The following is a 12,387-nucleotide window of genomic DNA, read 5'->3' on the forward strand; positions in this document are numbered from 1 at the left end:
CGTCCCCCTGCCCTGCCGTCGCCTTTCGTTCGAGGCTCGTCATGAGCCTCCCGAAAGCGCAAATCGTCACCGCTGCAATCATCGTATCATCCCGACAAGGTTGCCATTCGTTTGTCCTCGGCGACACAAGACACTTCGCCGGACTTTAGCGGAACGGTAGGAAGTTAAACTTGCGCGAGGATGAAGATACCGCATTGCGTCGAACCTCGCGGACCGGTTCGACCGAGCATCAGGCGGCGGCCAGGTGACCGGCGCCGCGCAGTCTTAGCCCTGCCGGAACAACTGCAGGATGTTTTCGGCGTTGGTGTTGGCGATCTGGAGGGACTGGATGCCGAGCTGCTGCTGGGTCTGCAACGCCTTCAACCGCGTCGATTCTTCGTTCATGTCCGCATCGACCAGTCGGCCGACACCCTTGTCGATCACGTCGGTCAGGGAGGCGACGAAGCTTTCCTGCAGATCGATGCGCTTCTGGATCGAGCCGAGGCTCGAAGCGGCGCTCGTCATCGCCAGAAGCTGTTTGTCGAGGAAGCGCTCCATCATATCAAGCACTGCGTCGGTGTTCGGCGCCGAGCCCGGGACCATCGTGTTCATCTTTACGACGAGGTCGTTCAGCTTGTTGATGTCGACCGTGGTGACCGACATCCCAAGTTTTCGGTTATTGAGATTGTTCGCAGCGGTCACCACGAAATAATATTTTGTCGTGCCGTCGTCGTGGGCAGGGGTCGTTACCGCCGGTGCCGTAGCCGGATCGGTCGTCGTCACCTGAGCCCACTTGCCTTCCCCGACCTTCAGATAAAAATTGCCGCCGACCGCGTAGATGCTCGTATCGATTGTATTCGTATCCGCGCCAAGCGCCATCAATTGGCTTTCGGCGAGAACCGAGACGGCGTAGGACGCGTTCGTCGAACCCATCGTGCCGTTGGAGGTGGTCATGTCCACGGCGACTTCGCTCTCGGCGACGAACTTCACGGAAGAGTCCAGGATACCGAGATTGCCGCCGTTGAGGTCGAAAAGGACCGTCTTGGAATCAAGCGTATAGTCGACGGTCTTGACCGCGACGTCACCGGAGGCGGTGCGGGTGAACGACGCAACCACCTGTTTGACGACCGGCTTTTCCTGAGCGTTGGTACCGCCGTCGCTGATATAGTCCTGAAGCCAGTTCTCGCCGGAGAAGGTCGCTGAGTCCGAGATGCTCTTCAGCTGCTCCTGGAGCTGGGCGATTTCTTCCTGGATCTTGCCGCGATTGGAGCCGACGCCGTAAGCCGCAACGATCTTGGATTTGATCTCGACGACCGTGTCGATCGCACTTTCCATCGCCGTGTAGGCGGTGTCCACCTTGGCGGCGCCGAGGCCGAGCGCATCCTGGATGGTCGAGAGCGCATGATTGTCGGAACGCATCGTGGTTGCGATCGACCAATAGGCGGCATTGTCCGCGGCTGTCTGAACACGCATGCCCGAGGAAACCCGCGCCTGGGTGATTTCCATGTTGCGGTCGATCGAGCGCAACGTCTGCAGGGCAGCCATAGCGGCGGGATTCGTCAGGATGCTGGTCATCGGCCGTGCCTCGGTCAATTGGTCTGGAAATCCGGAGTGCTTCACCGGAAACGACGAGAGGCATCATGCGTACCGCCACTCAGCATCACAGATGCGGGCGGTCTGTCGTTCTTAACAAATCGTTAAATCGACAGTTATCAAACCCGGTCGAGGATTGGCAAGAAGTTAATGAAGTCTTAACGACCTATCCGACAATGGTGCAGGTTTCGCGCAAGCCACGCCCCAAAACGCGAAAACCGCGCCTCTTTCGAGACGCGGTCTTCTTTCCAGAATATTTGCTATCACGCCAGCAGAGCAGGACGAAACCGCTCCTAGCCTAGAGCGCCGCTTACTGACGGAAGAGCGACAGAATATTCTCGGAACTGGTATTGGCGATCGAGAGCGACTGGATCGCGAGTTGCTGCTGGGTCTGCAGGGCCTTCAGCCTGGTCGACTCTTCGCTCATGTCCGCATCCACCAGTCGGCCGATGCCGCTGTCGATGGAGTCGGTCAGCTTGGAGACGAAAGCTTCCTGCATGTCGATGCGCTTGTTGATCGACCCGAGTTTTGCCGTTGCGCTGATGAGCTTTTCGAGCTGACCATCGACGAACGAGTTGAGAGCGGCCATAAGATCGGCGTCGTTGGCCTTGGTCCCCATCCCGAGATAGCTGACACCGTTCGAATTGCGATAGTCGTCGAGCTTAGTGATATCCAGTTCGGAGATGGAGATGTTGGCGGCGTACTTGATGCCTGCGGTTGCCGTTGCACCAGCCGAGAAATCGTATCCCTTCGTGCTGTAGACAGCATCGATGTAGGCGCCGCCGACCTTGATGAGGTAGGTTCCGCTGGTGCCGGACGTATAGATGCCGTTGGTGTCGCCCTTCATGTAGACGCCGCCGCCGACATCCTTCCAGATCGCGTCCGTTGCGTGAAAAGCGGCAGTGTTGATCTTGCCGAAGTAGTCCTTGTGGTTGGTCGTGCCATCGTCAAAGTTGATCGCCCGGAAGCCATTGAAGGAATTGCCGTCGAGCAGGCCGCCGTGACCGCCGCTCAAGTCGAACAGGACGTTCGTTTCGTTCAGAATGACATCCACCGATTTGACGGCGACGTTGCCGTCGGGATCACGGATGAACGAGCTCACAACCTGCTTGACGACCGGGCTGGCCGCGTAGATCACGCCCGTTGTGGGGTTGGAGGCGCCGCCGACTTCGGCCTGCAGCCAGTTTTCACCGGAGAACGAAGCAGAAGACGTGATGCTCTTCAACTGATCCTGCAGCTGCGAGATTTCTGCCTGGATCTTCGCCTTGTCGACGCCGGCTTCCGAGGCGGTAACGAGCTTGTTCTTGATTTCCTTTACGACGTCGACAACGCTTTCCATTGCGGAATAGGCGGTATCAACCTTGGCGGCGCCGAGACCGAGGGCGTCTTGAACCGCGGAGAGAGCGCCGTTGTCAGAGCGCATGGTGGTCGCGATCGACCAGTAGGCGGCATTGTCAGAAGCGGTGCCGACGCGCAGGCCGGAGGAAACCCGGTCCTGGGTGGTCTGCATCTGGCTGTCGATGTTACGCAGAGTCTGGAGAGCAGCCATAGCTGCGATATTGGTAAGAATGCTGGTCATTTTGGTGTGCCCCTTGATTGGCTAGATGGAAGGGACATTTCCGGGATTACACCGGTGAACGTTGGCTTGGCCTGATGCCTGTTAACCTTTTCTTCGTCTTGGTTAACCCATCGTTTCGATGAGCCCATTTAGGGAGGAAATGGTTAACAAAGGTTAAATGGAATTTAGGAAAGTTAACAAAAACTACCGGGACATAAAAAAAGCCGCGCCCCAAAAGGGCGCGGCTTCTTTGTGCCGAATGACGCGTCTTATTAGCGGAAGAGCGACAGGATGTTCTGCGAGTCGGAGTTGGCAATCGAGAGCGACTGGATCGCCAGCTGCTGCTGGGTCTGCAGTGCCTTGAGCCTGGTCGACTCTTCGTTCATGTCCGCATCCACCAGTCGGCCGACACCCTTGTCGATCGAGTCGGTGAGCCTGGAGACGAAGTCGGACTGCATCTCGAGCCGCTTCGCAACGGCACCTAGCTTGGCCGCCCCACTGTTCATCGCTTCCAGCTGACCGTCGACGAACGAGGTCAGTGCCGCCATGATGTCTTCATCGCTGGCCTTGGTGCCGAGGCCGAGGTAGCTGACACCGCTGGAGTCGCGATAGTCTTCGAGCCTGGTGATGTCGAGGTCGGAAACCGAGATGTCCGAAGAGTATTTGATGCCGCCCGTTGCAGTCGCACCAGCCGAGAAGTCGTAACCCTTGGTCGTGTAGACTGCGTCGATGTAAGCGCCGCCAACCTTGATCATGTAGGTGCCGTTGGAGCCCGAAGAGTAGACGCCGTTGGTATCGCCGCGCATGAAGACGCCGCCGCCGATGTCCTTCCAGACCGAGTTGGTCGCATAATACGACGACGTGTTGATCTTGCCGAAGTATTCCTTCTGGTTGGTCGTGCCGTCGTCGAACTTGATGGCGCGGAAACCGTTGAGAGCGTTGCTGTCGAGCAGACCGCCGCGGCCGCCGCTCAAGTCGAACAGGACGTTGGTTTCGTCGAGAACGACGTTGATGGACTTGACCGTGACATTGCCGTCGGCATCACGGATGAACGAACCGACGAGCTGCTTGGTGAGTTCGCTGGAGGCGTAGATGATGCCGGTGGTCGCACTCTGCGAGCCGCCGATTTCGGCCTGGAGCCAGTTTTCGCCGGAGAACGAAGCCGAGGAAGCGATGCTCTTCAGCTGGCTCTGCAGCTGGGTGATTTCTTCCTGGACCTTGGACTTGTCGACGCCCGGTTCGGAAGCGGCAACCAGCTTGTTCTTGATTTCGGTGACGACGTCGATGGCCGATTCCATGGCGGAATAGGCAGTGTCGACCTTGGCGGCGCCGAGGCCGAGAGCGTCCTGAACTGCAGAAAGAGCGCCGTTGTCGGAACGCATGGTGGTGGCGATCGACCAATAGGCGGCGTTGTCGGAAGCAGTACCGACGCGCAGACCCGACGAAACTCGGCTCTGCGTGGATTCCATATCGGTCGCGATACCGCGCAGCGTCTGCAGCGCAGACATAGCTGCAATGTTGGTAAGAATGCTTGTCATTTTAGGTGCCCCTTGAGTGGCTGATTACGAAAAGGGACATTCCGGATTTCACCGGGAACAGCGGTCAGCATCATGCTTGTTAACCATTTAATTTTCTTGGTTAACTCACTGTTTCGATGCTGCTAGGTAACCGCAATATGGTTAATGAATATTGAAGCCGATCGGGAAATTGAGAAAAGCGATTAGGAAATTAAAAAAGCCGCGCCCGAATTCGGACGCGGCTCTTTTTTAAGTCCATGGCGTGGTCAGCCTCCGCGCCATTTTCCCTGTGCCGATTAACGGAACAGCGACAGGATGTTCTGCGAGTCGGAGTTGGCAATCGAGAGCGACTGGATCGCCAGCTGCTGCTGGGTCTGCAGTGCCTTGAGCCTGGTCGACTCTTCGTTCATGTCCGCATCCACCAGTCGGCCGACACCCTTGTCGAAGGAGTCCGTCAGCTTGGAGATGAAGTCCGTCTGCATGTCGAGGCGCTTCGATACGGCGCCGAGCTTGGAGGCAGCGCTGTTCATCGCTTCCAGCTGACCATCGACGAACGAGGTCAGTGCAGCCATGAGGTCTTCGTCACTGGCCTTGGTGCCGAGGCCGAGGTAGCTGACACCGCTGGAGTCGCGGTAGTCTTCGAGCCTGGTGATGTCGAGGTCGGAAACCGAGACGTCCGTGCCGTACTTGATACCAGTCGTTGCGGTCGCACCAGCCGAGAAGTCGTAACCCTTGGTCGTGTAGACTGCGTCGATGTAAGCGCCGCCAACCTTGATCATGTAGGTGCCGTTGGAGCCCGAAGAGTAGACGCCGTTGGTATCGCCCTTCATGAACACGCCGCCGCCGATGTCCTTCCACTGGGCAGTGGTCGAGTAGATCGCCGAGGTGTTGATCTTGCCGAAGTATTCCTTGTGGTTGGTCGTGCCGTCGTCGAAGCTGATGGCGCGGAAACCGTTGAGGGCGTTGCTGTCGAGAAGACCGCCGTGGCCACCGCTCAGGTCGAACAGGACGTTCTGTTCGTCGAGGAGGACGTTGATGGTCTTGACAGCTACATTGCCGTCGCTATCGCGGATGAACGAACCGACGAGCTGCTTGGTGATCTCGGTGCCGGCCTGAATGATGCCGGTGGTGGCGTTCTGAGTGCCGCCGATTTCGGCCTGCAGCCAGTTTTCGCCAGAGAACGAAGCGGAAGAAGCGATGCTCTTCAGCTGGCTCTGCAGCTGGGTGATTTCTTCCTGGACCTTGGACTTGTCGACGCCCGGTTCGGAAGCGGCAACCAGCTTGTTCTTGATTTCGGTGACGACGTCGATGGCCGATTCCATGGCGGAATAGGCAGTGTCGACCTTGGCAGCGCCGAGGCCGAGAGCGTCCTGAACCGTCGAGAGCGAACCCTTGTCGGAACGCATGGTGGTTGCGATCGACCAATAGGCAGCGTTGTCGGAAGCAGAGCCGACGCGCAGACCGGAAGAAACGCGGCTCTGCGTGGATTCCATGTCGTTGCTGATGCCGCGCAGCGTCTGCAAAGCAGACATAGCTGCAACGTTGGTGAGAATGCTAGTCATATTGATTGCCCCTTGAATGGCTAATTGTAGGAAGGGACATTCCGGACTATACCGGGAAACGCGGTCAGCATCATGCTTGTTAACCATTTAATTTTATTGGTTAACTCACCGTTTCGATGATCCAAGAATGCAGCAATATGATTAAGGAACATTGAAGCGAACCATGGAATAAAAAAGGCCGCGCCCGAATTCGGACGCGGCCCTTTTTGAAGGTCGATGGCGCGGTCAGCCGCCGGGCCATTTTCCCTGTGTCGATTAACGGAACAGCGACAGGATGTTCTGCGAGTCGGAGTTGGCAATCGAGAGCGACTGGATCGCCAGCTGCTGCTGGGTCTGCAGTGCCTTGAGCTTGGTCGACTCTTCGTTCATGTCCGCATCCACCAGTCGGCCGACACCCTTGTCGATCGAGTCGGTGAGCTTGGAGACGAAGTCGGACTGCATGTCGATGCGCTTCGATACGGCGCCGAGCTTGGCCGCAGCACTGCCCATCGCTTCCAACTGGCCATCGACGAACGAGGTCAATGCCTGCATGAGATCCTCATCGCTGGCTTTGGTACCCAGACCGAGGTAGCTGACACCGCTGGAGTCGCGGTAGTCTTCGAGCTTGGTGATATCGAGGTCGGAAACCGAGATGTCCGCTCCGTACTTGACGCCGGCAGTTGCAGTCGCACCAGCCGAGAAGTCGTAACCCTTGGTCGTGTAGACTGCGTCGATGTAAGCGCCGCCAACCTTGATCATGTAGGTGCCGTTGGAGCCCGAAGAGTAGACGCCGTTGGTATCGCCCTTCATGAACACGCCGCCGCCGATGTCCTTCCACTGGGCAGTGGTCGAGTAGATCGCCGAGGTGTTGATCTTGCCGAAATATTCCTTGTGGTTCGTCGTGCCGTCGTCGAAGTTGATGGCGCGGAAACCGTTGAGGGCATTCTGGTCGAGCAGACCGCCGCGGCCGCCGCTCAGGTCGAACAGGACGTTGGTTTCGTCGAGCACGACGTTGACGGACTTGACCGAGACGTTGCCGTCGCTGTCACGAACGAACGAACCGATGAGCTGCTTGGTGATCTCGGTGCCGGCCTGCATGATGCCGGTGGTCGCGTTCTGTGTGCCGCCGATTTCGGCCTGCAGCCAGTTTTCGCCGGAGAACGAAGCGGAAGAAGCGATGCTCTTCAGCTGGCTCTGCAGCTGGGTGATTTCTTCCTGGACCTTGGACTTGTCGACGCCCGGTTCGGAAGCGGCAACCAGCTTGTTCTTGATTTCGGTGACGACGTCGATGGCCGATTCCATGGCGGAATAGGCAGTGTCGACCTTGGCGGCGCCGAGGCCGAGAGCGTCCTGAACCGTCGAGAGCGAACCCTTGTCGGAACGCATGGTGGTGGCGATCGACCAATAGGCGGCGTTGTCGGAAGCAGAACCGACGCGCAGACCGGAAGAAACGCGGCTCTGCGTGGATTCCATGTCGTTGCTGATGCCGCGCAGCGTCTGGAGCGCGGCCATCGCCGACACGTTGGTGAGAATGCTAGTCATAGTTGATTGTCCCTTTGAACGAAATACATGGAGGGGGACATACCGGACTGTATATTTTACCGGCACTTCGGTCCGGCATCATGCCAACTCGGTCTCTTCAATCTGAAGGAACACCAAACCCGTCGTGTGAGCCAAATCTCGCAGCAAATCCTTGCTAAGTTCTTTAAACAGCACGGCGACCTGAAAACCCTTCCGCCAGCATCATTAACGAAAAGTGTACGAAGCGCCCGGCCTCCGGGAGGTCGGCTTCATGCAAGCTTGGCTTGCCACGATGCGCGGTGAAGCCGATTTGCCGGGACGCCGGCACAACTTTACTGGAGCGGGAAGCCTTGAAACCCCTGAAGATACAACGGCAATACGTCGCAGCACAAAATCACTTCGACAAAAAAGAATATCACGATGTATTAGGCATCCTGAATAAGCTGCTGGATGTTCACAAGGATCCGAGGCACTACGCACTCCTGGGCGCAACTCTGTTGAAGCTCAAGATGAAGACCGAGGCCGCCCAGGCGTTCCAGCTCGCCGGGGGCATGGAATCCCCTCACAAGATCAAATACCTGCGCGAAGCCATGCGGCTTCATTTCTCCAATGGCGACGACATCAACGTCCTGCGCCTCGGTGCGCGCATTCTCAAAGAGGCGATTGCCGATCCGGATATGGCCGTCCTGATGTCCGGCGCTCTGATGCGCCAGGAACTGGAAGGCGCCGAAGCATTTCGCAACACGCTCGCGCGAAGCGACGAACCGACACACCGCCAGCTCGCAGCCCGCTCGATCCGGCTCCAGGATCGCAGCGACGAAGAAAACAAGTGCATCCTGGAGATCTTCGAGAAAGATCCCGAGGATCGGATCGTGCGCAATTTCTATCTCTCAGCCATGAGAGACGCCCTCGATTACGATATCATCCGCAAATACGAGCCTATCCAGTTCGAGGAAATCGCCAGAGGCGAATTCGAAGCGATCGCCGACGAGGTATCGCTCTTCAATCTGCGCTGGTGCGACGATGAAAAGACGAACGCCATCGCGGGCTCCAGAATGGGCGAGAGAAAGCCCAAAAACGCCGCCTCGAAAAGGCACAACATGCCGCACCGCTGGGGCAGCAAGCTGCGCATAGGCTATCTTTCGGCCGACCTTTGGACGGAACACGCCGTCATGAAGGCGCTTCGCGGCATATTGGAATCGCACGACAAGAGCCGTTTCGACATCACGCTCTTCTGCAACGCTCCCGCCGAACGGCTGCGCAACGACAACAACGCCATCCGCGAGGAATGGGGCAGGGTTGTCCGGATCCGGGGCATGACGGATGACGAGGCGGCCGAGGCAATCAAGGCCGAGAACATCGACATCCTGGTCGACCTGCAGGGACATACCGCAGAAAACCGGGTATTCGTGATGAACCGCCAGACCGCACCGGTGCATGCGACCTGGCTCGGCTATCCGGGCACCGTGGTCAACGTCGACATCGACTACCTCATCGCGGACAAAACGGTGGTGCCGGAAAGCTCCTTCCCGCACTATTACGAGAAGGTCTGCTGGATGCCCGAGACGTTCTTCCCGAACGAAGCGGTTCACCGCCCGATGCCGCAGCCGATCGATCGGGCGCTCTGCGACATGCCGCAGGACGCCTTCATCTTCTCGTGCTTCCACAGCCACTGGAAATTCACGCCCGCAACCATCGACCTCTGGGTCCGCGTCCTCAAGGAAACGCCGGAGAGCTACCTGTTCCTGATCTGCCGCGAACGATTCGGTGCTCGAAAGAACCTGATCAAGGCCTTTGCGGAAGCGGGCATCCCGGAGAGCCGCCTGATGTTCGGCGATCGCGTCAACAACTATGCGGCCTATATCAACCGTATCGGCCTGACCGATCTCGGTCTCGACACCTATCCGTATAACGGCCATACCACGACCTCCGAAAAGCTCTGGGCCGGGCTGCCGATGCTGACCCACAAGGGTAAGAACTTCGCATCACGCGTCAGCGAAAGCCTGCTGAATGCACTGGGCCTGCCGGAAATGGTCGCCGATGATCGGGATGACTTCGTTCGCCGGGCGGTCCATTACTACAACAACCGCGAGGAGCTCGCCGAAGTGCGCAAGCGGCTGGAGGCGAACCGCTTCACGCATCCGCTTTTCGATGCGGATCGTTATTGCCGGCATCTCGAGACCGCCTACACGATGATGGCGGACCGGGCGAAGGCCAAGATCAAGCCCGATCACTTCAGCGTCCCGGCCCTTCCCCCGCGGGAAGGCCCGTTCAGCTTCCGCAAAAGCTGATATCCGAACCGAAAAGAAACGGCGGGAAATTTCCCGCCGTTTCCATTTCAGCAGGCCTGCGTTTAGTTGAAAGAACGAACCAGACTGCCGACCAGCAGGTTCCAGCCGTCGATCAGGACAAAGAAAAGGATCTTGAAGGGCAGCGAGATCGATGTCGGCGGCAGCATCATCATCCCCATTGCCATGGTGATTGCAGCGACGATCATGTCGATGACCAGGAACGGCAGGATGATCAGGAAGCCGATTTCGAAACCGCGCCGTATTTCCGAGAGCATGAAGGCAGGGACCAGGACGCGGTAGTCGACGGCCTGCGGCGTACCGACGGACTGGTTTCGCTCCCGGGCAATTTCGACGAAAAGTTCCAGGTCCTTGTCGCGCGTATTGGCGGACATGAACACCCTGAACGGCTCCGCGATCCGCTGAACCGCCTCCGCTTCGGTGACCCGGTTCTGAAGAAGCGGCTGGACACCCTCGTTCCACGCCCTGTCGAAGGTGGGCGACATGACATAAAACGTCATGAACAGCGCCATCGAGACCAATATCATGTTCGACGGAGCGGTCGACAGGCCCATGCCCGAGCGCAGGATGGAGAAGGCGATCACGATCCGTGGAAAGCTCGTGACCATGATCAGGATGCCGGGGGCGACGGAAAGAACCGTCAACAACCCGAAAGTCCGGATGATCCACGCGGCTGCGGAACCATCGACCGGCAGATTGAGAAGATCCGCCGGCGATTGCTGGGCGAGCGCGAGCCCGGGTGCCGCCATCAGAGCGACGAACAGGTAGATCAGCCGAATCATGCGATCACGAAGGTCCTTTGCGTCATCTTCGATAGTCACCCTGACCAATGCAGGTCAACACCTGTGGGCCGCGTGCGGGGACTCGTACACAGAAAGGAGACCGCCCTGGCCGAACCACGATGCTTGGGCTGCCTAGGCGACCATCATTCAGCTTGGCGCAAGTCTGGTCGCATAGCCTCAATCCAGGAATAGCTAATGGACGTACAGAGCCTGGATAAGCCCCATGCTGGCTCTGACGTCGATCGGAAGCGCCTCGGAACCCTGCCGCTGAGCGTCCCTTGCTTGTGGTGAACCCGCTGCGTTTTCGAACAAATCAGGTCGAGGAAATTCGGTGTCTTCCATCAAACTCAGCATATGCATCCCCACCTACAACCGTGAGAAACACCTGCACGATTGCCTGGAACGGTGCCATCGCGATTTCCGCTTCGATTTCCCCTATGAAATCGTCATCTCCGACAACGCCTCGACGGACAATACCGGCGCGGTCGCCAAGGAATTCATCGAGCGGGGAATGCCGATCCGCTACGTCAGGGGCGCAGAGAATGTGGGGATGATTCCCAACATGAGCAGTTCCCTGCGGCTGGGACGCGGCGAATACCTCCTCTACCTCGCCGACGACGATCGCCTGATCCCACAGGAAGTCGCCAATATCGTCGCTTACCTCGACGAAAATCCGAATATCACGGTCTGCCATGCGCCGTGGGCGATGTATGACGGCATCAACGAGGTCGAAGGCGGACTGTTCTACACGGTCAACGAAGACAAGGTTTTTCCGCAGAAAAGCTTCGCCGAAGTTTTCAACTATATGTTCCGGGGCCACATCTTCCCTGAAATCGGCATCTACCGCGCTAGCGCTTTCCGGTCCTCATGGGTTCCCAGGGATATCTGCTTCTACCCCTTCCCCATGCTTGCCCACTTCCTGGACCAGGGCGACATCGCCTTCCGCAGGACGCCCTTCTATCGCCAGGTCATCGCATCCAACGTCGAACGCGATCGCGTCCAGGGGGGCGCTCAGATCGCGGCAACCGGATGGGACCAGTACCGCGGCGGCCTGGAATACTTCCTCTACTTCGCATCCAAACGCGGCAAGGTCGGTACCTCACCCGACGAACGCGCGACCCAGGAGCATCTCTGCAGAAACTTCACGCTGCAGCGAATGGCCGTCTCGATGCGACTGCTTGTCGGCATGCGCGAATACGTCAAGGCGTACGAGGTCTATACGAGAATGGTCTTCGGAGGCTTCGACGAGCATCCGGAAGTCATGTCCTTCAAGGAAGGCGGATTGCTCGCAACGGCGCTGCAGACCCTTTCCTGGCAGTTGGGGGTGACCGCGGGCATCGAGAACCTCGTCATCTCCGGATATCCGGACATCGTAACCCTCAAGGAACGACTCCAAAGGGTAAGGTTGCCTTCGCGACTGGAGATCATCGACGAGCCGGTGGAACCCACACCCGCGCAACTCGAGAACACAGCGATCCTGGTGCATCTACCGGAAGAGCGGGCCCGTTTCGTTGAGATGGGTTATCTGCCCAACCTCGTGTTCGCCCAAGACGATCTGATCAGGACCATTTTGCTTTAACGCACGAA

8 protein-coding genes are annotated in these 12,387 nt (G+C 58.1%); 2 read left to right on the plus strand and 6 right to left on the minus strand.

Annotated features, from left to right (window positions below):
* Nucleotides 1–264: 264 nt before the first annotated feature.
* The 5 genes from C5L10_RS23590 to C5L10_RS34840 all read right to left on the minus strand — a co-directional run bounded on the left by C5L10_RS23590 (nt 265) and on the right by C5L10_RS34840 (nt 7,730).
* Nucleotides 265–1,554: a flagellin gene (locus C5L10_RS23590; protein WP_046664751.1), complete on the minus strand. Its 1,290-nt coding sequence runs from the start codon at nt 1,552–1,554 to the stop codon at nt 265–267.
* A gap of 328 nt (nt 1,555–1,882) precedes the next feature.
* Nucleotides 1,883–3,151, minus strand: coding sequence for a flagellin (locus tag C5L10_RS23595; RefSeq protein WP_105431660.1), 1,269 nt, complete (start codon nt 3,149–3,151; stop codon nt 1,883–1,885).
* Between the two features lie 251 nt (nt 3,152–3,402).
* On the minus strand, nt 3,403–4,668 hold the full coding sequence (locus C5L10_RS23600; protein WP_105431661.1) for a flagellin: 1,266 nt from the start codon (nt 4,666–4,668) through the stop codon (nt 3,403–3,405).
* 275 nt (nt 4,669–4,943) lie between these two features.
* Nucleotides 4,944–6,209 carry a flagellin gene (locus C5L10_RS34835; protein ID WP_105431662.1) on the minus strand — a complete coding sequence of 422 codons (1,266 nt, stop codon included), beginning with the start codon at nt 6,207–6,209 and terminating at the stop codon, nt 4,944–4,946.
* Nucleotides 6,210–6,464: 255 nt separating this feature from the next.
* On the minus strand, nt 6,465–7,730 hold the full coding sequence (locus C5L10_RS34840; protein WP_105431663.1) for a flagellin: 1,266 nt from the start codon (nt 7,728–7,730) through the stop codon (nt 6,465–6,467).
* A gap of 488 nt (nt 7,731–8,218) precedes the next feature.
* Between C5L10_RS34840 and C5L10_RS23615 the strand changes: the two genes are divergently transcribed.
* Entirely contained in the window at nt 8,219–10,000 is a 1,782-nt protein-coding gene (locus C5L10_RS23615) for a glycosyl transferase (protein WP_172717138.1), read from the plus strand.
* Nucleotides 10,001–10,062: 62 nt separating this feature from the next.
* Here the strand turns inward: C5L10_RS23615 and fliP are convergent, their stop codons facing one another.
* A complete protein-coding gene (gene fliP, locus C5L10_RS23620; RefSeq protein ID WP_046603247.1) occupies nt 10,063–10,800 on the minus strand; it encodes a flagellar type III secretion system pore protein FliP in 738 nt (245 codons plus the stop codon).
* A 331-nt stretch (nt 10,801–11,131) separates the two neighbouring features.
* Here fliP and C5L10_RS23625 point away from each other — a divergent pair, with 331 nt between their 5' ends.
* A complete protein-coding gene (locus C5L10_RS23625; protein WP_105404088.1) occupies nt 11,132–12,379 on the plus strand; it encodes a glycosyltransferase family 2 protein in 1,248 nt (415 codons plus the stop codon).
* Nucleotides 12,380–12,387: the final 8 nt, after the last annotated feature.

The sequence above is a fragment of the Neorhizobium sp. T6_25 genome, assembly GCF_002968555.1.
Lineage (GTDB): Bacteria > Pseudomonadota > Alphaproteobacteria > Rhizobiales > Rhizobiaceae > Neorhizobium.

Excerpts from the sequence above, each read along its gene's own strand:
- C5L10_RS23590 (WP_046664751.1), bottom strand. The coding sequence starts at position 1,554 with ATGACCAGCATCCTGACGAATCCCGCCGCTATGGCTGCCCTGCAGACG.
- C5L10_RS23595 (WP_105431660.1), bottom strand. The coding sequence starts at position 3,151 with ATGACCAGCATTCTTACCAATATCGCAGCTATGGCTGCTCTCCAGACT.
- C5L10_RS23600 (WP_105431661.1), bottom strand. The coding sequence starts at position 4,668 with ATGACAAGCATTCTTACCAACATTGCAGCTATGTCTGCGCTGCAGACG.
- C5L10_RS34835 (WP_105431662.1), bottom strand. The coding sequence starts at position 6,209 with ATGACTAGCATTCTCACCAACGTTGCAGCTATGTCTGCTTTGCAGACG.
- C5L10_RS34840 (WP_105431663.1), bottom strand. The coding sequence starts at position 7,730 with ATGACTAGCATTCTCACCAACGTGTCGGCGATGGCCGCGCTCCAGACG.
- C5L10_RS23615 (WP_172717138.1), top strand. The coding sequence starts at position 8,219 with ATGAAGACCGAGGCCGCCCAGGCGTTCCAGCTCGCCGGGGGCATGGAA.
- fliP (WP_046603247.1), bottom strand. The coding sequence starts at position 10,800 with ATGATTCGGCTGATCTACCTGTTCGTCGCTCTGATGGCGGCACCCGGG.